Genomic DNA, 20,484 nt, shown 5'->3' with positions numbered 1-20,484 from the left:
GCTTACGCTTGGGCGCCTCCCTGCGCGGCTTTGCGGATGCGCACCGGTATCGACTTGTAGGAAGGCGTGCCGCATTCCTTATCAATATAGTCCAGCGGAACCAGGACATTGGCCTCGGGATAGTAGGCCGCGACCGAGCCCCGCGCGATGCTGTATTCAATCGCGGTGATGCCTGCCAGCCGCAGCGTCCGATTCCGCGACACGGTTTCTATGTCCACCAGATCACCGTGCTCCAGGCCCTGCGCGGCCAGGTCTTCCGGATTCATGAAAAGCACGTCGCGGCGGCCGAAGACGCCGCGGTAGCGGTCGTCCAATCCGTAGATCGTGGTGTTGTACTGGTCGTGGCTGCGTATGGTCACCAGCCGCAGCACCTCGTCCGGCCAGGGTTCATAACGCTCGCGCACGCCGGGGAACACCGAGAACATGGCCTTGCCGGTGGGCGTGTTCCACTTGCGCTCGGTCGGCGGCAAGGGCATGCGAAAGCCGCCGGGCACGCGGATGCGCGCGTTGTAGTCGTCGAAACCCGGAACCGTGCGCTCGATCAGGTCGCGGATGCGATCGTAGTTTTGCACCAGCCCCAGCCAGTCGACCTTGCTGTGGGGCAAGGTCGACCGGGCCATGGCGGCGACGATGGCCGGTTCCGAGCGCAGCTCGGCGGACGCCGGCTTGAGCTTGCCCGCCGAGGCGTGGACCATGGACATCGAGTCCTCCACCGTCACCGATTGTGGGCCGTCGGCCTGGACGTCGAGTTCGGTGCGTCCCAGCACCGGCAGCAGGAAGGTCTCGCGCCCCACCAGCAGATGCGAGCGGTTGAGCTTGGTGCCCAGATGCACGCTGAGCGTCAGTTCCTTCATGGCCGCGAAACAGAGTTCGGGATCGGGCAAGGCCACCGCGAAGTTCCCGCCCAGGCAGATGAGCGCTCGGGCGGTGCCGTCGACCATCGCTTCCATGGCCTGCACCGCGTCATGGCCATGGCCCTGCGGCGGCGTGAAGCCGAACTCCGCTTGCAGCTTTGCCAGGAACTCCGGGCTGGGCTTTTCCGTGATGCCGACAGTGCGGTTGCCCTGCACGTTGGAATGGCCGCGCAGGGGGCAGATGCCGGCGCCGGGCTTGCCGAAGTTGCCGCGCATGAGCAGCAGGTCGGCGATCAGCTTGACATTGGCCGTGCCCGTGTTGTGCTGGGTGATCCCCATGCCGTAGGTGACGATGGTGGCGTTGGACTTGGCGTAGGCCTCGGCCACATGCTCCAGGTCGGCGCGCTGCAGGCCGCTTTCGGTTTCGATGTCGGCCCAGGAGGTTGCCTCCAGGTCCGCGGCCAGCGCGTCAAAGCCCAGCGTGTGTTCCGCGATGAACTGGCGATCCAGGACGTTCCCGCGCTGCGCTTCGAGCGCCAGCAGCGCCTTCATGATGCCCTTGAGCGCGGCTGCGTCGCCACCCGCCCGGACCTGATAGTAGGTCGAGGCGATATTGGTCGAGCTGAAGGTCGCCATTTCCACGATGCTCTGCGGATCGGCGAAGCGTTCCAGGGCGCGTTCGCGCAAGGGGTTGAAGACGATGATGGGAACCTTGCGGCGCGCCAATTCGTGCAGCGTGCCCATCATGCGCGGATGATTGGTGCCAGGGTTATGGCCAATGGAAAGGATGAGCTCCGCATGGTCGAAGTCCTCCAGCGAGACCGTGCCCTTGCCTATGCCGATGGACTGCGGCAAGCCCACGCTGGTCGCCTCATGGCACATGTTCGAACAGTCGGGGAAATTATTGGTGCCGAATTCCCGCGCGAACAGCTGAAAAAGATAGGCCGCCTCGTTGGAGGCCCGCCCCGAGGTATAGAACTCGGCCTGGTCAGGCGCGTCCAGGCTGCGCAGCGCCTCGCCGATGCGTTCGAACGCGGCATCCCACGATACGGGAACGAATTTGTCCGTGGCCGCGTCGTAGGCCATCGGGTGAGTCAGGCGGCCGAAGTCCTCCAGCTCGTAGTCCGACAGCGCCAGCAATGAAGACACCGTGCGCTGGGCGAAAAAATCCGGCGTCACGCGTTTGCTGGTCGCCTCCCAGGTGACCGCCTTGGCGCCGTTCTCGCAAAACTGGAACGTGGAGCGGTGCTCCTTGTCCGGCCACGCACAGCCTGGACAATCGAAACCCGCCGGCTGGTTGGTACGCAGCAGGACGACGGGGGCCTCCACCACTTCCATCTGTTGCCGCACGGCCTGGGCCGTGGCCTTCAATGCCCCCCAGCCGCCCGCCGGACCGTCATAGGGGCGGATGCCGGGTACTTCACGTCGTTGTTTCATGGCTGGTCTCCTTCAAGCGCCCAATTCCCGCCAGCATGCGGCAACGACAAGAAATGATCTAATTTTTCCTGTGAACCTTTTGATAATCCATGGTTATCAAGGTTTGGCCGCCAGCGAGTGGTTGAGGACGGCCTCCAGGTCCATTTGGCCGGCGATCTGCCAGGCGGCGTCCGATAAGGCAGGCGGCTTGTCGCGCCGCAGCCTGACCAGGCAGACGTCCTCGGCGTGTTCGGGAATGATGGGATGCGCCAGCAGCCCGGCCCCTTCATACTGGGCGGGCAAGGCGCTCAGGGGCATGATGGAGAAAGCCCGCCCGCTCTGGCATTCCGTCAGCAGCACACGGATGTCGTTGCTTTGCAGCACCACTCGCGGCTTGGCTTCCACGCTCTCGAAACATTTGTTCAAGGTCTGGCGGTTTTGCATGTCCGGGCTGAGCAGGCAGAGCGGAAGTTCGCCCACTTCCGACCAATCCAATTGGCGCGGCAAGGAGGCCTGCTCGTTCGCCACCAGCACGTAGCGCTCGGCGTACAGCGGCATCACGTCAAAGTCGGCGCTGTCGAGCACGGACCGCTCATAGAGGATGCCCAACTGGATTTCCTGGGCCTTCAGCCGGCGCAGGATTTCCGGAGTGCTGAGCGAGGTGACTTCCAGCGTCAGCTGGGGAAGGATCTCCCGATACTGGGCGCTGAGCAGCGTCGCCGCATGGTTGGCAGTGGGAATGGCGCCTATCGCCAGGTGGCCTTGCGGCACGCTGCGCACGAGATCGGCCTCCTGCCGCAGTCCCTCCAGCGAAGCCATCACCTGCCGCACCCATTGGATCACCCGCTCGCCTTCGGGCGTAATGCCTTCGAAGGTCCGGTTGCGCTTGACGATCGTGATTCCGAGTTCGCGCTCCAGTTCGCGGATGCCGTTGGACAGCGCGGGTTGCGAGACATGACAGCTTTCCGCCGCCCGTCCGAAATGCCGGTATTTGTCCAGGGCCAGGAGATAGGAGAGCTGACGGATAAACATGGACATCCCCGGATTTCATCGTCGACTTCACGGCTTATAGCGCAAGCGGTTCAGGTCCGCTTGCAAGCCATGCGGCCGATCTTACTCCCGGCGCTTGCTGGCGCGATGCGCCATGTAGCCGAAGACGCAGGCGGCGGCGATGCTTGCCACCCAGACCGCAAGATGCAGCGGCCGTGCCCAAGCCGACCTCAGGCTCTCGTCGAACGCCATCGCCAGCATATCGGCAGAAGCCACGGCCAGCCATAGCAGCGCCGCCGCCCGCCATTGCTCCGTCCACAAGCGGCGCTCGCCTCGCACCAAGGCATGCACGCCGCAAACCATCCATGCCAGAAAGAAAGCCGTCACCTCGCGTTCATGCAACCCCGCCGCATGTGGCCACGCCAGGCGATTGGCCAGCAGGTACGCGGCGCAGGCGCACGTCGGGCCGCAGATCATCGCCACATTCAACCGGTGCGCAGCGCGGCCGAAGCGGGAGGCGGCCGCCGCCGGCCGCGCCGTGTACAGGACCAGTCCCGTCGCGATCATGGCGGCGCCTGACAGGGCCAGCAGGAAGTACAGCGCGCGCAGCAGCGGCGCGGCGTAGTAGCCATAGTGCAGCCCTCCGAGCGTCCGGATCAGTTGCAAGGATCCAGGATAGGCGGTTTGCGCATCGACGACCCGGCCCGTCGCCGCATCCAGGCTGACGCGGTCGGGAAAGGCCAGCAGGCGGTCATCGTACCGGCGCCAGACATCCGCAAGCGCGCCTTGAGTGCCAGGCTGCCTGACCGTGATCGCGGCGATCTTGCCCGCGCCCAGTTCCGCCTCGGCGCGCTGCGCCAGGGCGGCCAGCGGCAGCATTGCGCTCGCACCGCTGCGCGGCGAACTGGCCGGCGGCTGCGGAAACACGTCCGCCACCATCGCCGCCACGTCGCCGCCATAGCGGCTTTGCACGCCTGCGGGCAGATAGCCCAGCAACAGCGTGCTCAAGGCGGTGAGCAGGATCATGCAATGAAACGGCAGCGGCAGCACCGACAGGACGTTGTGCGCATCGAGCCACGCGCGGCCGGGCGAAGCACGCGGCCTGAACAGGAAGAAATCCGCGAAGAAGCGCCGGTGCACAATGACGCCGGAAACCAGCGCCGCCAGCAGCGCCAGGGTACAGGCGCCGACCACCCAGATGCCGGCCTGGCCAGCATGCAGGCTGTAGTGGAACTCGACCAGGAAGTCGCCGCCCTCGGTGTCACGCGGCACGATCTCGCGCCCGCTGGCCGGATCGAGCAGCAAGGCGCCGCCGCCCTTTTCATCCTCCCATGACAGCCCCAGCAGGGAACGGCGCGCATCCGGCAGCTCGATGCGCCAGGAAGCCGCCGCCGCGGCATTGCGCGCCAGCCAGTCTTGCGCGCGCTCCAGGGTTGACGGCTGGTCCGCTCGACCAGCCGCGGAACTCTCCGGCTTCATCCAGAGGCTGATTTCAGGCGCGTAGACACTGAGCGCGCCCGTCAGGAACACTGCAAACGCCAGCCAGCCGAACAACAGGCCGACCCAGGTATGCAGCCAAGCCATGCGCTGGCGCAGGCTTCCTTCCGGATAGGCGTTCATGCCGCCGCTCCCCACGCCATGGCCCAGCAGCCCGCGCAGCCTGCGGCAATGATCAGCCACACGCGGCCCACGCTGCGGGCCGCGAAAGCCCATATCGCGAGGCCCACGTGCGCGGGAATGGCGGCCAAGGCCGGATAGAGGATGGCGTCGGCAGGCGGCAGCGGCAGTCGCGCCGCCGCTGCCACAGCGGCCCAAACCAGCGCATACGCGCCCAGCGTGGCCGCGCCCGCGCGCGCCGTCACGCCGCGCCAATTGCCGTGCGGCCTCACCATGCGTACCGCAGCGTGGCCAACACCAGCCGCCCGGCGCCGTAGGTGCACGACGTGGTGGTCACGCAAGTGCCCACATACGTGCGGTCGAACAGGTTGCTGGCGTTCAGCGACAGCGTCATGCCCCGCATCGCGGGCTGCATCCGGCCCAGGTCGTAGGACAGGGCGGCATCGACCAGCGTCACCGCCGGAATGCGCAAGGTGTTGGCCGCATCGCCCCAGTCGGCGCCGATGTAGCGCACGCCCGCTCCCAGTCCCAGACCCTGCAGCGGCCCCTCCTGCACCTTGTATGCCAGCCATGCCGCGGCCTGGTGCGCCGGCGCGTAGTACTGCTTCTTGCCCTGCCGCGACTGCGGCGCGCCATCGACGATGTCGACGTTGGAACTCTTGGTCACCACGGCGTCGACGTAGGAGTACGAGGCGATCACGTCCCAGCCGCGCGCGAGGCTGGCCTTGCCTTCCAGTTCGATCCCGCGCGAGCGGACCTCGCCCGCCTGCAGCTGGAAGCCCGGCGGACGGCCCGGCGTGGTATCGCTGGTCAGCACGTTGGTTTGCGTCAATTGATAGGCCGACAGCGTCACCATGCTGTCGCTGCCCGGCGGCTGGTACTTCAATCCCGCCTCGATCTGCCGGCCCTTGGTCGGCTGGAAGGGGTTGCTCTCGTAGTCGGTGCCGCCCGTGGGCGCGAAGGACGTCGAGTACGCCACATAAGGCGCCAGGCCGCTTTCCAGCATGTAGGTCAGGCCCGCCCTGCCGGTAAAGGCCGAATCGTTCTGCGCGACCTTGCCGGACGTCAGCAGATTGCGGGTCGTGCTGCGCGCCATGTCGTAGCGGCCGCCCAGCGTCAGCAGCCAGTTGCCGTACGAGATCTGGTCCTGCGCGTAGACGCCGGACTGTTCGGTGCGCTGGCGCGAATCGATGCGGGGAATCAGGTCCGAGATGCCCGGCCGGGGCCGCCCATACACCGGATCGTAGAGGTCCAGCGGCGGCACGCCGGCGATGACGTTGGCGAACTGGTAGGTGTCGCGCATGTCCAGATAGTCGAAGCCAGCCAGGAACTCGTGCCCGACCTGGCCGGTGTTGAAGCGCGCGACGGCCTGGGTATCCACATTCAGCGTCGCCCCGGTGCCCTTGCCCTGCGACATCGAACGCGACCAGGTGCGCATGTCCACCGGATTGAGCATATAGCCCACGGTGGTGCGCGCCTCGCCCCGCATGTGGCTGTAGCGCAGTTGCTGCCTGACGGTCCAGGTGTCGTTGAACTCGTGCGAAAACAGATAGCCCGCCGAGTACTGCTCCCGGTCATAGGTATCCCAGCCGGGTTCGCCGGTATAGCGGTCGCGGGGAATGCGGCCGTTGGGATTGGAGTAAAGCGTGCCTGCCGCCGGCAGATTGCCGTACATGGGCACCTGGTGGTCCTTTTGATAGAAGCCCAGCAAGGTCAGCGAGGTGGCCGCCGACGGCCGCCACGTCAATGCTGGAGCGACGAAGGTCCGGTCCTCTTCCGAGTAATGGGCGGACTGGGCCGCATCGCGCTGCAATGCGACCAGGCGATAGCTCCACTGTCCGTCCTGGTCCATCGGGCCGCTCAAATCGGCGGCAGCCTGGATCCGGCCATAGCTCCCGGTCTGCAACTCGATCTCGCGCTGGGGCGCCGGCGTCGGCAGCTTGCTGACCATATTGATGAGGCCGCCGGGCGTATTCTGGCCGTACAGCACCGAGGACGGCCCTTTCAGTACCTCCACCCGCTCCAGCCCGTAGGGCTCGATCTGCAGCATGCCAAAGCTGTATGCGCCAAATGGCAGCCGGGCGCCGTCCAGGTTGTTGCGCGCGGCGTGGCCGCCGCGCAGGTAGATGTTGTCGTAGCGCAGATCGGCGCTGCCGCCCGGCGAATAGGCGCCCGGCGTGTAGGCCAACGCCTCGACGATGCTGCGCGCGCCTCGCATCGTTATCTCGTCGCGCGTGACCACGTTCACCGTCTGCGGGATCTCCAGGATGGGCGTGTCGGTCTTGGTGCCGCTGGCGCTGCGCTGCGCCACGATGCCGGCTACGGGTCCGTAGGCCGACTCGTCCGTGCCCTCCACCCGCACCGCCGGCAGCACTGCCGCCGGCTCGTTGGGCACGCGCCTCAGCGTGTAGACATTGGCGCCATCGCGCCGCGCCGCCAACGGCGTGCCCGCCAGCAATTTGGCCAGCCCCGCCTCGACCGTCCATGCGCCTTGCAGCCCGGCCGTGCGCAAGCCTTCGGCCAGCGCCGGGTCGAACGAAAGATTGATGCGAGCCACCCCGGCGAAGGCCGACAGCGCCGGTCCCAGCGGGCCCGCCGGAATGTCGAACCGTGCCTGGACGGCTGCGCCGGACGTATTCGCAGCCGGCTGCGCGTGGATGGCCGGCGCCACTGCCACCAGTGCCGCGCAGAGCGCGCCAGCGGCGGCGCGGCGGTTCGTGCGGCAAGCTGGCCTGGCCGCGTTGTTCTTGCTTGAAAGCATGCTGATCCCGACGAAGTACGAGCGAAGGTGCTATATGGACTTGTCGGACGAAGCGAAAAAAGGGGCCAAAAATCCGCGCGCCACGGTCAGGCCGGCGCCACGCTGACCCAGTAGCGGCTGCGCGAAACCACCCGCACCGGCAGGCTGCGCGACACCGCCAGCAGCACCGCATCGGTGTCATCCACCTGGAACCCGCCCGAGATGCGCAGATCGGCCACCGCCGGATCGCAGCGCAACAGGCCCGGGCGATAGCGCGCCAGCTCCTTCAGGAAGTCGGCCAGCCTCATGTCGTCCGCATAAAGCACGCCATCCAGCCAGGCTTGCGGCGGATGGACATAGGCGCGAGGCGCCAGGACTTCACGGTCCGAAAACTCGGCGCATTGCCCTGCCGCCAGCACGACGCCCGCCGCCGCCGCCGCACGCGGTTGCAGCCGCACCTGCCCTTCGATCACCGCGACCCGGCTGCGCGCATCCAGTTGCCGCACGCCGAAGTACGTGCCCAAGGCCTGCACGCTGCCTTCCGCGGTGCGCACCCGCAGCGGCCGAGGGTCCGGCGGCGCCGCATGGGCCGAACGCAGCAGGATTTCGCCCTCCCGCAGCAGCACCAGACGTTGTTCCGCCGAATAGTCCAGGTCCACCGCCGAGGCGGTATTGAGCGCCAGCACGCTGCCGTCCGGCAGCTGGAACTGCCGGCGTTCGCCACTGCTGGTGGTGTAGTCCGCCGCCCAGCTCTGCCAGGGCGCCGCGCGCCATGCCAGCCAGCCCGCCGGCACCCCCACGATCAGCCCCGCCAGCACCCGCAGACCCGCGCGCCGCGTTGCGTCCGCGTCCATGGCGGCCCGCCCCAGCCCCGGCGGCAAGCCGCCGAACTTGGCCAGGACAGCCTGCGCCCGGGTCCAGGCGCGGTCGTGCTCGGGGCTGCGTTGGCGCCAACGCTCACAGGCCAGCTTGTCCGCATCGGAGAAGCGGCCCGAATGCAACCGCACCAGCCAATCCGCGGCTTCGCCCGCGATCTTCGGATCGATGGCGTCCGTCGCTGCCGTCATGGCGCCGCCAGGATGCAATGCTTGAAGGCCTCGGCCATGTAGCGCTTGACCGTGCGCACGCTCACCCCCATCTCGACGCCGATCTGCTCGTACGTCAGGCCGTCGAGTTGCGACAGCAGGAATGCGATCCGGGCCTTGTCCGGCAGGGCCGCCAGCAAGGCGTCCACCTCGCGCAGCGTCTGCAACACCATCAGGCGCTGCTCTTCCGACGGCGCATGCCGCGCCGGCATGGCCGCGAGGGCGTCGAGGTAGGCCTGCTCCAGCGCATGGCGCCGGTACAGGTCCACCATCAAGCGCTTGGCGATGGTGGTCAGGTAGGCGCGCGGCTCCTGCAACTCCGGCATGGCGCGCCGGCGATAGCTGCTCAGCAACCCGACAAACGTGTCCTGGGCCAGGTCAGCGGCGTCGGCGCTGTTGCCCAGCCGCCGGCGCAGCCAGCCGAACAGCCAGCCGTGATGCGCGTCGTAGATGCGCTGCACGGCGACGGCGGAAGTCGGGTCGGGGGGAGGCATGGCGAGGACGTGGTCGGATTACTTCGATAATGGGAATTAATCGCAATTATCGCCACAAATCCGCCCTCCGGCAATCCATGGTTTCCGATCGCACGGCCTCCGGCCGGCGCGGCCGATCGAGCGAACGAAACCGGATTGGACTGGGAGCCTGCGCCAGCTCGCGGCCAGCGGCGGCCGCTTTCAAAGCGCTTTGCCGTATGCCTCGAAGTCCTCCGGATCCAGCCAATCTTTCAAAGCCTCGGCATCCGGCGGCTGCGGCGCCGTCGGCCTGGCGCTGGGCGTCCTGCTGAAGCGCGGAGCCGGCGCGGGCTGCGTGATGCCGTCCACCTCCAGCAGCGTGCCGCGCGCCCTGACCTGCGGATGCATGGCGGCGTCCCTCAGCGTCTGCACGGGCGCCACGCATACATCCAGATGTGCCAGCCTTTCGCACCAGTCGTCGCGACTGCGCTGGGCGAAGGCCGCAGCCAGCACCGTCCGCAAACGGGGCCACGTGTTCCTGTCCTGGTGGTCCCCCAGTTCGCGGATGGCATTGTCGTCCAGGCCCAACTGCCGCAGCAGCAGCTCGTGGAAGCGGCGTTCTATCGGGCCGACCGAAAGCCATAGGCCGTCGGCGCATGGGTACACGTCATAGAACGGCGCGCCCGAATCGAGGATGTTGCTGCCCCGTTGGGACTGCCATGCGCCCGACGCGGCCAGGCCGTAGAACGCCGTTGCCATCGAGGCCACGCCGTCCATCACGGCGGCATCCACCACCTGGCCCTGCCCGGACTGGCGCGCTTCGATGATGGCGGCCAGCATGCCCAATGCGAGATAGGGGCCGCCGCCGCCGAAATCGCCCACCAGCGCGAGCGGCGGCGTGGGCGGCTGGCCTGCGCGGCCGATGGCGTCCAGCACGCCGGTGACGGCGATGTAGTTGATGTCATGTCCGGCCACTTGCGCCAGCGGGCCGTCCTGCCCCCAGCCGGTGATGCGGCCGTAGACCAGCCGGGGGTTCTCCGCCAGGCAGGCTTGCGGCCCCAGGCCCAGCCGCTCGGTCACGCCGGGACGGAATCCTTCGATCAGCCCGTCGGCCTTGCGCAGCAACCGCAGCACCAGGGCGACGGCGCGCGGGTCCTTCAGGTCCAGCGCGATGGAACGCCGGCTGCGCAGCAGCAGGTTGTACTTCAGCTCGCGCTTGACCCCCAGGTCGGCGGGCTCCTTGCGTTCGATCCGCAGGACGGTCGCGCCCATGTCGGCCAGCAGCATGGCCGCCATCGGTCCCGGACCGATGCCGGCCAGCTCGATGATCCTGATTCCAGCCAAAGGTCCCATGTGTTCGTCTCCCCATGCATGGCGGCGCATGTGCCGCCGGATCAACACAATTCAATGGCGATGGCCGTGGCTTCGCCTCCGCCCAGGCACAGGCTGGCCACGCCGCGGCGCAGGCCGCGCCGCTCGAGCGAGTGCAGCAGCGTGACGATGATGCGCGCGCCGGTCGCGCCCACGGGATGCCCCAACGCGCAGGCGCCCCCTTCGACGTTGACCCGCTCGGCGGGCAGGCCCAGGTCGCGCAGCGCGATCAGGGCAACCACCGCGAAGGCTTCGTTGATCTCGTACAGGTCCACCGAGTCGCGACTCCAGCCCACCCGGTCGAGCAGACGCGCGATAGCGTGCACCGGGGCGACCGGGAACTGTCCCGGCGCCAGCGCTGCGGCGGCATGTCCGACGATACGCGCGCGCGGCGTCAGTCCCAGCGCCGCCACATGGCTTTGGCGCGTCAGCGCCAGCGCGGCCGCACCATCCGAGATCGAGGACGCGTTGCCGGCCGTGACCGTGCCGTCCGTGGAGAATACCGGCTTCAGACCGGCCAGCCGCGTCGCGTCGCAAAGGCCCGGCGTCTCGTCGTCGACAACGAGCGCGCCTGGCGCCACGCCGCGGCGACTCCGCGCCGCGATGGGCGCAATCTCCGCCGCGAAAGCCCCGGAGGCGATGCTGCCCTGAGCCCGCAATACGCTCTGTTCCGCATAGATATCCTGTTGGGCGCGGCTGAAACCGTGCTCGCGCGCCGCCAGATCGGCGTAGTGCCCCATCAGATGGCCTTCGTAGGCGTCCTGCAGGCCATCGCGGTACATATGGTCCAGCAATTGCCCATCGCCCAGCCGGTATCCCTGCCGCGCCCTGGGTATCAGGTGCGGCGCGTTGCTCATCGACTCCATCCCGCCGGCCAGCACCAGGTCCGCCGATCCGGCGCTCAAGATGTCGTGCGCCAGGGTTACGGCCTTCATGCCCGAGCCGCACATCTTGCTTAGCGTGGTCGCCTGCACCGTGATTGGCAGCCCCGCGCCCAGCACGGCCTGGCGCGCGGGCGCCTGCCCCAGTCCGGCGAACAGGCAGCAGCCCATCAATGCCTCCTGGGCGGCATCGGGCGCCAGACCCGCCTGACGGATTGCGGCAGCCAGCGCATGAGCGCCCAGCTCGGGCGCGGTGTAGTGCGACAAGGCTCCCTGAAAAGCGCCAATGGGCGTGCGCTGCGCGCCGACGATGACGACGGGATCTGAATGGTTGGACATGAGTCGATACCTCGATTGCAAGGGAGTTCGAAGAATCCGCGGCTGTCGGTCCGCCTTGCGCTACGCGGCAACGCGCGCCGGCACAGCCGACATGACGCCGCGCACGAAGTCCAGCAAGGTCGGGCTGTCGCCGGCCAGCAGTTGCCTGCCGATCAGGCTGGCGCACTCGTCTTCGCTCGTGCCGGCGGCGCGCCACTCATGCAGCCGCGTGGTGTATATGCCCAGGGCCAGCTCTTCGGTGATCCCGATTGCACCGTGTATTGCGTGCGCCAGGGCGCACACCAGTGGAATGGCTTCGCCTGCCCGCAGCCGCGCGCAGGCCGCAAGCGTGGCGTCGGGAAACAGGGCCCCGCTGGCGCATGCCAGCCGTGCTGCCATGGCGGTGGATGCCACCTGCTCCGCGAGCATGCTGATCTCTTGCTGGATCGCCTGGAAGCGCCCCAGCGCTTTGCCGAACTGCTGGCGCTCGCCTACAAAGGCGACGCAGCGATCGAGCACCGCCTGCATCGCGCCGGCTATTCCGGCGGCGTCGGCGGCGTCACGCCAGGCCCGCACGGCGTCGTCCGGCAAGGCGATGCGGCCAAGGACCGCCGGTGAGTCCGCCCATTCGGGCGCGGCGCTCGCGCGCGGCCGGAACAAGCCGGGGTCCGACGCGGCGGGCGCGGCCACCAGCAACAGGCCGTCATCGCGCTGGACCAACAGGGTGCGCGCCAGTCCGGCTCCTGGCGTCTGGACGCAACGCAGGCCGCGCGGCCCCGGCAGCGCTCGGGCCAGGGCGATGGGCCCTTCGGGCACGGTCTGGCCGCTGGTGCGCAACAAGGCGCGCGCGAGCATGGTGTCGGCCAGCGGGTAAGGCAGCGCCAGGGCGCCCGCCGCACGCAGCAAACCCTCGGCGTCCTCCAGCGACAGTCCTGCGCCGCCCAGTTCCACGGGCGTCAACGCGTCCACGTAACCGAGCGCATCGATGTCCCGCCACGTATCGGCGACGAGATTGTCCGCCCCAGCGCCCTCGCCGGCCGCCTCGATCTCGCGGACCCGCTCCAGCGGACACAAGCCAGCCAGGGCGCGCGCAAATTCGTCGTACAGGTCTTGCTGCATGGATGCCGGCATGGGCCCTCCTTCAGTGTTCGATGGGCCTTAGCGCAGGCCTAGCTCGCGCGCGATGATGCCGCGCAGGATATGGCGGGTACCGCCGCGCAGTGAAAAGGTCGGATTGATCAGGGTCAGGTAGGCCAGCGTGCGGGCAAGCGTCTCGTCAGGCGCCGCACCGGCGTCCGCGCGCAAGGCCTGGCCTATCCATTCGGGCACGGCCTGTTCGAACTCCGTACCCAGGTCCTTCACCAGCACGGCCGCAAGACTGGCGTCGGCCCCTTCGTTCAGGCGCTGCGTCACCGCCAGCGACATGGCCCGCAGCACCGTCAGCCGCCCGGCCAGGCGCCCCGCCAGGCGGATCTGCGCCTCGTCCGGCGAGGAAGCCCGGCGCAGATGCGCGAGCCAGCCGTCCATCAGCACCATGCTGGAATAGATCCGCTCCGGACCGCTGCGTTCCAGCGCCAGTTCAGCCGTGACCTGCCGCCAGCCGCTGCCCTCTTCGCCTACCAGCGCATCGCGCGGCAGGCGGACGTTGTCGAACAGGACTTCACAGAAATGCGCATCTCCCGCGATGTCGCGGATCGGACGAATTTCAATGCCGGGCAAGGACAGGTCGAAGATCATCTGCGACAGCCCTTTGTGCCGGTCTTCCGGCACGCCCGAGGTGCGTACCAGCGCGCACATGTAATGCGAGCGGTGGGCGTTGGTGGTCCAGATCTTGCGGCCGTTGAGCAGCCAGCCGTCGCCATCAGGGGTAGCGCGCGTGCGCACGCTGGCGAGGTCGGATCCGGTATCGGGCTCGCTCATGCCAATGGCAAAGAAGGCTTCGCCCCGGATGATGCGCGGCAGGTAGAAGTCGCGCTGCGCCTGCGAGCCGTAACGCAGAATCAATGGCGCGGTCTGGCGATCGGCGATCCAATGCGCCGACACCGGCGCACCCGCCGCGAGCAGCTCCTCGCTCAACACGAAGCGGGCGAAATTGCTGCGTTGCGCGCCGCCATAGGCGGCGGGCAAGGTCAGGCCCAGCCATCCCTGCCTCGCCAGCGCGCGGCTGAACTCCGCGTCATAGCCCATCCAGGAGCGCGCCCGTAGGTCCGCCGGCATGTCCTTCAGCGCCTCGCGCAGAAAGGCGCGCACTGACGGACGCAACGCCTCATCCTGCGCAGGAATCGCGGCAAGCTGCAGTGCCTCGTTGATAGCGCCCAATGTGATCCCCGGAACGCGCGGCGTCACGGCGCCGCCGCGCGCATTCCAATTTGCGAAAGTGCCGTGCAAACCCGGCCCGCGGCGGAGCGCGCGGGCTTCATGGCAATCTACACGGGGGGCACATCACGGTCTAATATTAGATGTGGACCGGGCAATACATCACAAATATCGCGAGCCCGGCGCATCAAGGGAGGCGCCCGTGGAGCTACGCCAGCTCAAGCAGCTGTTGGTCCTGTCCGAAACACTCAACTTCCATCGGGCCGCCGAGCGGCTGCACATGGCACAGCCGCCACTGTCGACCGCGATCAAGAAGCTGGAACAAGAGCTCGGCGTACAGCTTTTCGATAGGCTGCCGGCCGGCCTGCAGCCCACGCCAGCAGGCCAGGTTGTGCTGCGGTATGCACGTACCACCCTGTTCTATGCCGAGGAGATCCGCCGCGCGGCGAGGGAAGGTGCCAGCGGCGAACAAGGTGTCCTGAAGGTGGGCTTTGTCGGCTCGTCCACCTACTCGCTGATGCCGCGGCTGCTGTCGGAATTCCGCAAGGACTACCCGCGCGTCGACCTGATCATCGAGGAGTCCACCACCGTCGATCTGCTGCGCCGGCTGGACGCGCACACGCTGGACGTGGCGCTAGTTCGATTCCCTGTGCTCGAACCCACGGCCGCTCGCATCACCTTGCTGCAACCCGATCATCTGATGCTGGCAGTGCCAGCGGGCAGCCGCCACGCGCAGCGCGAGGACGTCGCGTTGAGCGAACTGGCGGATGAGCCGTTCATCGGCTATTCGCGCACGCATGTTCCGGGCATGCACGCGCTGGTCATGTATGCCTTCCAGCAGGCAGGCGTGGTGCCGCGCATTGCGCAAGAAGCGATCCAGGTGCAGACCATCCTGAGCCTGGTCGAAAGCGGGCTGGGCGTGGCCATCGTGCCGGCGGTGGCCCGCCGGCAAGCGGGCAGCAATGTGCGCCTGGTCAATGTTTCGCAGCTGGCCGAAACCATCAAGGTGGGCATCGCCCTGGCAGTGCACCCGGACAATGCCACCCCTACCACCGCCAATTTCGTCGAGATGGCCTGCCGCCTGATGCGGCCGGCGCCCACGGTCGCGGCCCCCGAATGACGGGGCCTGGACGCGTCTACTCCTGCTGGATATTGGCCAGCTTGGCGATGCGCCGCATGGACTCGAGCTCGTCCTTCTGGAAGGCCGCGAGCGTCTCGGGGCCGCCGACAAACGACTCGCCGCCCAGATTGGCCATGAACGCGCGGCCCTCGTCGCTGCGCACCAGCGCCTGCACTGCATCCGACACGCGCGCCACGATGGCGGGATCGACCTTCGCGGGAAAGAACGCGGCCGTCCAGGCATAGGCCTCGTAGCCCTTGGTGCCGCTCTCCTGCATCGTAGGCACGTCCGGCAGGTCCTTGATGCGCTTCGCGCTGGTCACTGCCAGCGGCCTCAGCTTGCCGCCGCGTATCAGCGGCAGCGCGGCGCTGACGTCGGCCAGGCTGTACTGCACCACGCCGCCCGCCAGATCCGCCAGGGCGGCCGACGTGCCCTTGTACGGCACGTGCGTGGCCTTGATCCCGTTCTGCTCATGGAACAGCTCCAGCACCACCTGATAGGTCGCGGTTCCGCTCGCGAAGTTCAGCTTGCCGGGCGCTTCCCTGGCGGCCGATACCAGGTCCGCCACGTTGCGGTATGGCGAGTTGGCCGGCACCACCAGCACCATGGGAAAACGCGCGATGGGCGCGACCGGCGAAAAATCCTTGATCGCGTCATAGGGCAGGTGCTTGAAGACGGCGGCGTTGGTCGTCATGGGCGAATTGCTGGCCACGAACATCGTGTAGCCATCCGGCGCGGCGGTCGCCACCGCCTGGGCGGCGATGAAGCTGTTGGCGCCCGGCCGGTTCTCCACGATGAACGGCTGTCCGAACTGCTCGGCCAGATGTTTGGACAGGAATCGCGCCGTGGTGTCGGCGCCGCTGCCGGGCGGCAGCGAGACGATGATCTTCACCGGGTGCGAGGGATACTTTTCCGCGGCGCGGGCGTTGCCGCCCAGCGCCAGCGCCGCGCCCAGCATCGCCGTCATGGCCAGGGTCCTGATATTCATACTTGTCTCCGCAAGGCTGTTCCATTCATAGTCATGGCCTCGCGGCCATGGCGTTTGCCATATTCATTCAGGCTGTATGCCTGCCATCCTGACCGCGTCGCCCCAGCGCCGGACCTCCTGCCCCAGATAAGCCTGGAACTCGGCGGGCGAGGAACTGCGCAGGTCTACCCCCTGCGCCGTAAACGGTCCGGCGATGGCCGGATCGCGCACCGCCGCGGCCACCGCCTGGTTCAGGCGCTGGATCACCGGCTGCGGCGTGGCAGCCGGCGCCAGCACGCCTTGCCAAGTACTCATCGTAAGGTCCTGCAAGCCGGCTTCGCGCAGCGTCGGCACCTGCGGCAACGCGGGCGACCGTTCGGCGCCGGTCACGGCCAGCGCCTTGACCCTGCCGTCACGGATATAAGGCAGCGCCGAGCTGATCGCGTCCACCATGAACTGCACCTGGCCGCCCAGCATCGCCACCATGGCCGGATTGGTGCCCTTGAAGGGAATGCCCACGGCGCGCGTGCCGGTGGCATGCAGGAACAGCGCCACGCTCAAATGCGTGATGTTGCCGACGCCGCCAGTGCCATAGCTGAGCGCATCGGGACGCGCCTTGAGGTAGGCGATGAATTCGCTGGTGTCCCTGGGCGGCAAGGCATTGGTCGTCATCAGCACCAACGGGATCGAGGCCGTCAGCCCCACCGGCGCGAAATCGCGCAATGGGTCATAGGGCAGCTGCCGGTACAGCGCCGGGCTGATAGCCAGGCCCGACGAGTGATATAGCAGGGTGTATCCGTCGGGCCGCGCGCGCGCCACGGTTTCGCCAGCGATGTTGCCGCTGGCGCCGGTCTTGTTCTCGACGACCACGGGCTGGTCCAGTTGCCGCGCCACGTGCTGCGCCACGGCCCGGGCCAGCACATCGGTCGGACCGCCCGCCGCGTAAGGCAGGATCAGCCGCAAGGGCTGCGCCGGCCACGCCGCGGGATTGGCGACGGCGCGCGCCAGCGGCAGGCCAGCCAGCGCGCCTAAAGCGGCCACCAGCGTTCTTCTTTTTGTCTCCATGGATCTCCTCCTTATGTCGCCTCGTTGTCGGTTGCGCGTCGGCGAGGCTGCCGTGGCCAGGGCGCAAGCCTCAGCCGCGCGTCTTGTCCAGGTATGCGTCCAGTGCGCTGGCGTGCTCTTGCGTGTGGTGCGCCAACGCCTGGAAGCCGGCCGATAATTCCAATAGGGTATCCAGCCGGGTGTGCTGGCCTTCGCGCAGCAAGCGCTTGGTCAGACGCAGCGCATGGCCGGAATGCTGGGCAATCTCCTGTGCCAGGGCCATGGCGGCCGGCAGCAGCGCCTCCTGGCTGAGCACCTGCGAAACCAGCCCCATGTCCAACGCCTGGGCGGCGTCGACGCTACGGCCGGTAAACGCCAGCTCGCACGCGCGCGACATGCCGACCACCCGCGGCAGCAGCCAGGCGCCGCCGTCTCCCGGCGTCAGGCCCAGCTTGACGAAGCTCTCGGCGAAGCGCGCCTCCTCGGCGGCCAGACGCATGTCACACATGCAGGCCAGGTCGCAGCCCGCGCCGATGGCCGGCCCGTTGACCGCCGCTATCGTCGGCACTTCCAGATTGCACAGGGCCAGCGGCACGCGCTGGATGCCATCGCGGTAGGCCTGCCGGCTGCGCACCGGCTCGCCCAGGCCGGCGCCGACGGCTGCGGACAAGGTCTTGAGATTGCCGCCGGAAGAGAACACGCCGTGCGCGCCGGTCAGCACCACGGCGCGCACCGACATGTCCGCGTTGACCTCGGCGCAGACGTCCACAAGCGCGTCGATCGCGTCGGGATCGGACAGCGCGTTACGTGTAGCCGCGCGGTCCATGGTCAGGAGCAGCACGGCCCCATGGCGCTCGAGTTTCAGGAAATCAGTCATGGGCAGCTCCGGTCACTGCGGCATCGTTGGTCGCCGTCAAGGTCACGCCATCCCTTAGCAGCGTGGCAATGGCTTCATCCGGGTAGCCGACCTCCTTCAGCACCTCGACGCTGTGTTCGCCCAGTCGCGGCGCATGCCGCGAGGGGTCGGGCGGCGTGCCGGACCAGCGCGACGGCACCGCCATCGTGCGCAGCTTGCCCTCGCTGGGATGCTCGACCGTGTTGAAGAACCCGACAGCTTCCAATTGTGGATCGCGCAGCAGCGACTCCACCGTGTGCATGGGCATGGCCGGAATATCCGCCGCCTCAAACGCCTCGAGCCATTGCGCGGTCGTGCGCTTGGCGATCTCGTCCGACACCAGGCGATAGATCGCATGGATGTGCTGGGTGCGAGTCCCTATGTCGCGGAACCACGGGTCGGTGGACTCGCGCCCAGGCTGGCCGATCAATTCGAAGAATGCCGCCCATTGCTTGTCCGCGTAGATCAACACGCAGATATGCCCGTCCAGCGTGGCATAGGGGCGCCGGTCCGCGTTCAGGATGCGCGGATAGCCGGGAGGGCCCAAGGGCGGCTCGAAGGACTGGCCTGCCATGTGATCGCCCAGAATCAATTGCGCCATGGTCTCGAACATGGGCACATCGATGGCCTGCCCCTGTCCTGTCCGGGCCCGGTGGTACAGGCCGGCGCTGACCGCGTTGGCCGCGCTGATGCCCACGATGCGGTCGGCAATGGCGCTGGGCGCGTACCGAGGTGTTTCACTGCCAGCCTGGACCGACAGCGCCGGGATGGCCACCGCGCCCTGGATCAGGTCGTCGTAGGCGGCGCGCGCCGCATAAGGCCCCCGCTGATCGTAGCCGTAGACGCCCACATACAGGATCGCCGGATTGACCTGCGCCAGCTCCTGATAAGACAGCCCCAGCCGCGCCATGGCCTGGGGCCGCACGTTGTAGATCAGGACGTCGCAGGTCGCCGCCAGCTTCAGCAGCGCGTCGCGGCCGGCGGGCCGCTTCAAGTCCAGCACGACGCTGCGCTTGCTGCGGTTGGCGTGCAGAAAGATTCCGCCCATGCCAGGATGCCGCGCCGGGCCGATGCCGCGCACGTTGTCGCCGGCCGGAGGTTCGACCTTGATCACGTCCGCGCCCAGGTCTCCCAGTATCTGCGTGGCGTAGGGGCCCATCAGCACCGTGGTGACATCCAGGATGCGCACGCCTTCCAACGGGCCACTCATGCCCTGCACCCCGAACGCCCTGCCCGCACGCGCATCCCGCGCGGCCCGGATATCCTGCAAACACCACCTTCGAACATGACAGCTCCCATTCCAGAATGTCTTGCTGGACATCCTAGGTAAGAACTGCAAGCGCCGGAAATACTATATTTGGGTCAGCCGATACATCCAGGATATTGGCGGGAGATCGCGCCTGAGCCGGCCCAGGCTCACGGCAGCGCGCCGCCGACCGTGCGCGCCAGTTCGCCGTATCGCAGCTTTTCGGCCTGAATTTCCCGGGAGAATTCCTTGCTCCCAATCCCCACCACTTCGCCACCGCTCTGCTGGGCCAGTTGCGCCCGCAGCGCCGGATCGTCCATGACCTGTCGCATCATGTCTTCAAGCTTGCCGGCTATCGCGGGAGGCGTCTTGGCGTGTATGGCGAAGCCTATGAAAATGTACAGGGAGTAGCCGGGATAGCCCGATTCCTGCACGGTCGCCACGTCGGGCAACAGCGGATGACGCTGGTCTCCGGCTACGGCCAGCGCCCGGATTTTCCCCGAGGCGACCAGGGGCGCGGCGCCGGCGATGTCTATCAACGCCAGATCCACCGAGCCCCCCACCACGTCCGCCACTGCCTGCGCGGCGCCCTTGTATGGGACATGGTTGAAATCCACGCCCGCGCGGCTGGCCAGGTCGAGCGCGCCCAGGCGATAGCTGTTGCCGTAGGTGGCCAGGCTGACACCGCCCTTGTCGCGGCGGGCTGCCGCGACGACGTCGCCCAGGTTCTTGTATGGCGAACTCACCGATGCGACCAGCACTGCCACGTGCCGGGTCACGTTGATCATCGGCAGCAGATCCTCGGGGCGATACGGCAAGTCTTTTACAAACAATGGGTTGATCACTGTCGCGCTGGGGCTGATCAACACCACGGTGTAGCCGTCGGCTGGCGCGCTCAGCGCCACCTGGGTGCCTAGCGAGAGTTCGGCGCCGGGCCGGTTCTCCACCAGTGTGGACTGGCCCGCCACTTTGCGCAGGTGCTCGGCGAAGGTGCGCGTCATCGTATCGCCGCTGCTGCCGGGTCCGATGGGCACGATGAAGCGTATGGGCCGTGAAGGATAGGCATCGGCTCCGGCTCCTGCGGCCGGCATCGAAGCAAGCAGTGCGGTGCAGGCGAGCACTGCAGCGCGCCACGCGGTTCTGGCAACGGACATGGTTTCGTCTCCTCGGGT

Annotated in this window: 17 protein-coding genes; 1 reads left to right on the top strand and 16 read right to left on the bottom strand. The window is 67.7% G+C overall.

The window, feature by feature from the left end; all coding sequences use genetic code 11:
* Nucleotides 1–2 precede the first annotated feature (2 nt).
* The 11 genes from IB259_RS28755 to IB259_RS28705 all read right to left on the bottom strand — a co-directional run bounded on the left by IB259_RS28755 (nt 3) and on the right by IB259_RS28705 (nt 14,043).
* The gene (locus IB259_RS28755) at nt 3–2,291 is read right to left on the bottom strand and encodes an FdhF/YdeP family oxidoreductase (RefSeq protein WP_192330805.1); all 2,289 of its coding nucleotides are present in this window, start codon (nt 2,289–2,291) and stop codon (nt 3–5) included.
* Between the two features lie 96 nt (nt 2,292–2,387).
* Nucleotides 2,388–3,308: a LysR family transcriptional regulator gene (locus IB259_RS28750; RefSeq protein WP_125471094.1), complete on the bottom strand. Its 921-nt coding sequence runs from the start codon at nt 3,306–3,308 to the stop codon at nt 2,388–2,390.
* A 75-nt stretch (nt 3,309–3,383) separates the two neighbouring features.
* Entirely contained in the window at nt 3,384–4,880 is a 1,497-nt protein-coding gene (locus IB259_RS28745) for a PepSY domain-containing protein (RefSeq protein WP_192330803.1), read from the bottom strand.
* The gene (locus IB259_RS28740) at nt 4,877–5,152 is read right to left on the bottom strand and encodes a hypothetical protein (RefSeq protein ID WP_054451232.1); all 276 of its coding nucleotides are present in this window, start codon (nt 5,150–5,152) and stop codon (nt 4,877–4,879) included. Before IB259_RS28740 ends, IB259_RS28745 begins: the two co-directional genes overlap by 4 nt.
* Nucleotides 5,146–7,638, bottom strand: a complete 2,493-nt coding sequence (locus tag IB259_RS28735; protein WP_192330801.1) for a TonB-dependent siderophore receptor — start codon at nt 7,636–7,638, stop codon at nt 5,146–5,148. Before IB259_RS28735 ends, IB259_RS28740 begins: the two co-directional genes overlap by 7 nt.
* A gap of 86 nt (nt 7,639–7,724) precedes the next feature.
* Complete coding sequence (locus IB259_RS28730; protein ID WP_192330799.1) at nt 7,725–8,684, bottom strand: FecR domain-containing protein; 960 nt, start codon at nt 8,682–8,684, stop codon at nt 7,725–7,727.
* Nucleotides 8,681–9,196, bottom strand: a complete 516-nt coding sequence (locus IB259_RS28725; protein ID WP_192330797.1) for a sigma-70 family RNA polymerase sigma factor — start codon at nt 9,194–9,196, stop codon at nt 8,681–8,683. Before IB259_RS28725 ends, IB259_RS28730 begins: the two co-directional genes overlap by 4 nt.
* 180 nt (nt 9,197–9,376) lie before the next feature.
* On the bottom strand, nt 9,377–10,507 hold the full coding sequence (locus IB259_RS28720; protein WP_175161853.1) for a CaiB/BaiF CoA-transferase family protein: 1,131 nt from the start codon (nt 10,505–10,507) through the stop codon (nt 9,377–9,379).
* 41 nt (nt 10,508–10,548) lie between these two features.
* Nucleotides 10,549–11,745 carry a thiolase family protein gene (locus tag IB259_RS28715; RefSeq protein WP_192330795.1) on the bottom strand — a complete coding sequence of 399 codons (1,197 nt, stop codon included), beginning with the start codon at nt 11,743–11,745 and terminating at the stop codon, nt 10,549–10,551.
* Between the two features lie 60 nt (nt 11,746–11,805).
* Nucleotides 11,806–12,855, bottom strand: coding sequence for an acyl-CoA dehydrogenase family protein (locus tag IB259_RS28710; RefSeq protein ID WP_192330793.1), 1,050 nt, complete (start codon nt 12,853–12,855; stop codon nt 11,806–11,808).
* Nucleotides 12,856–12,882: 27 nt separating this feature from the next.
* Nucleotides 12,883–14,043 (bottom strand): acyl-CoA dehydrogenase family protein, encoded by a 1,161-nt coding sequence (locus IB259_RS28705; protein ID WP_175161847.1) that lies wholly within the window; start codon nt 14,041–14,043, stop codon nt 12,883–12,885.
* A 199-nt stretch (nt 14,044–14,242) separates the two neighbouring features.
* On the opposite strand from IB259_RS28705, the gene IB259_RS28700 reads away from it, so the two are divergent.
* Nucleotides 14,243–15,160, top strand: coding sequence for a LysR family transcriptional regulator (locus IB259_RS28700; RefSeq protein WP_175161845.1), 918 nt, complete (start codon nt 14,243–14,245; stop codon nt 15,158–15,160).
* Nucleotides 15,161–15,176: 16 nt separating this feature from the next.
* Here IB259_RS28700 and IB259_RS28695 read toward each other — a convergent pair whose 3' ends face one another.
* The 5 genes from IB259_RS28695 to IB259_RS28675 form a co-directional block, all read right to left on the bottom strand.
* A complete protein-coding gene (locus IB259_RS28695) occupies nt 15,177–16,148 on the bottom strand; it encodes a tripartite tricarboxylate transporter substrate binding protein (protein WP_088159533.1) in 972 nt (323 codons plus the stop codon).
* Between the two features lie 63 nt (nt 16,149–16,211).
* A complete protein-coding gene (locus IB259_RS28690; RefSeq protein WP_175161841.1) occupies nt 16,212–17,192 on the bottom strand; it encodes a tripartite tricarboxylate transporter substrate binding protein in 981 nt (326 codons plus the stop codon).
* Between the two features lie 70 nt (nt 17,193–17,262).
* A complete protein-coding gene (locus IB259_RS28685) occupies nt 17,263–18,048 on the bottom strand; it encodes a crotonase/enoyl-CoA hydratase family protein (RefSeq protein WP_175161839.1) in 786 nt (261 codons plus the stop codon).
* Complete coding sequence (locus tag IB259_RS28680) at nt 18,041–19,276, bottom strand: CaiB/BaiF CoA-transferase family protein (protein WP_192330791.1); 1,236 nt, start codon at nt 19,274–19,276, stop codon at nt 18,041–18,043. The genes IB259_RS28685 and IB259_RS28680 overlap by 8 nt, the downstream gene beginning before the upstream one ends.
* A 206-nt stretch (nt 19,277–19,482) precedes the next feature.
* Nucleotides 19,483–20,466 carry a tripartite tricarboxylate transporter substrate binding protein gene (locus IB259_RS28675; protein WP_175161836.1) on the bottom strand — a complete coding sequence of 328 codons (984 nt, stop codon included), beginning with the start codon at nt 20,464–20,466 and terminating at the stop codon, nt 19,483–19,485.
* Between the last annotated feature and the right edge of the window lie 18 nt (nt 20,467–20,484).

This window comes from Achromobacter sp. ACM04, from assembly GCF_014851465.1.
Classification (GTDB): domain Bacteria; phylum Pseudomonadota; class Gammaproteobacteria; order Burkholderiales; family Burkholderiaceae_B; genus Achromobacter; species Achromobacter aegrifaciens.
This window is presented reverse-complemented; position numbering and strand designations above follow the sequence as displayed.

Coding starts and splice junctions, on each gene's coding strand:
- IB259_RS28740 (WP_054451232.1), bottom strand. CDS start 5,152: ATGGTGAGGCCGCACGGCAATTGGCGCGGCGTGACGGCGCGCGCGGGC.
- IB259_RS28720 (WP_175161853.1), bottom strand. CDS start 10,507: ATGGGACCTTTGGCTGGAATCAGGATCATCGAGCTGGCCGGCATCGGT.
- IB259_RS28695 (WP_088159533.1), bottom strand. CDS start 16,148: ATGAATATCAGGACCCTGGCCATGACGGCGATGCTGGGCGCGGCGCTG.
- IB259_RS28675 (WP_175161836.1), bottom strand. CDS start 20,466: ATGTCCGTTGCCAGAACCGCGTGGCGCGCTGCAGTGCTCGCCTGCACC.
- IB259_RS28685 (WP_175161839.1), bottom strand. CDS start 18,048: ATGACTGATTTCCTGAAACTCGAGCGCCATGGGGCCGTGCTGCTCCTG.
- IB259_RS28750 (WP_125471094.1), bottom strand. CDS start 3,308: ATGTCCATGTTTATCCGTCAGCTCTCCTATCTCCTGGCCCTGGACAAA.
- IB259_RS28730 (WP_192330799.1), bottom strand. CDS start 8,684: ATGACGGCAGCGACGGACGCCATCGATCCGAAGATCGCGGGCGAAGCC.
- IB259_RS28725 (WP_192330797.1), bottom strand. CDS start 9,196: ATGCCTCCCCCCGACCCGACTTCCGCCGTCGCCGTGCAGCGCATCTAC.
- IB259_RS28755 (WP_192330805.1), bottom strand. CDS start 2,291: ATGAAACAACGACGTGAAGTACCCGGCATCCGCCCCTATGACGGTCCG.
- IB259_RS28735 (WP_192330801.1), bottom strand. CDS start 7,638: ATGCTTTCAAGCAAGAACAACGCGGCCAGGCCAGCTTGCCGCACGAAC.
- IB259_RS28745 (WP_192330803.1), bottom strand. CDS start 4,880: ATGAACGCCTATCCGGAAGGAAGCCTGCGCCAGCGCATGGCTTGGCTG.
- IB259_RS28715 (WP_192330795.1), bottom strand. CDS start 11,745: ATGTCCAACCATTCAGATCCCGTCGTCATCGTCGGCGCGCAGCGCACG.
- IB259_RS28690 (WP_175161841.1), bottom strand. CDS start 17,192: ATGGAGACAAAAAGAAGAACGCTGGTGGCCGCTTTAGGCGCGCTGGCT.
- IB259_RS28710 (WP_192330793.1), bottom strand. CDS start 12,855: ATGCCGGCATCCATGCAGCAAGACCTGTACGACGAATTTGCGCGCGCC.
- IB259_RS28680 (WP_192330791.1), bottom strand. CDS start 19,276: ATGAGTGGCCCGTTGGAAGGCGTGCGCATCCTGGATGTCACCACGGTG.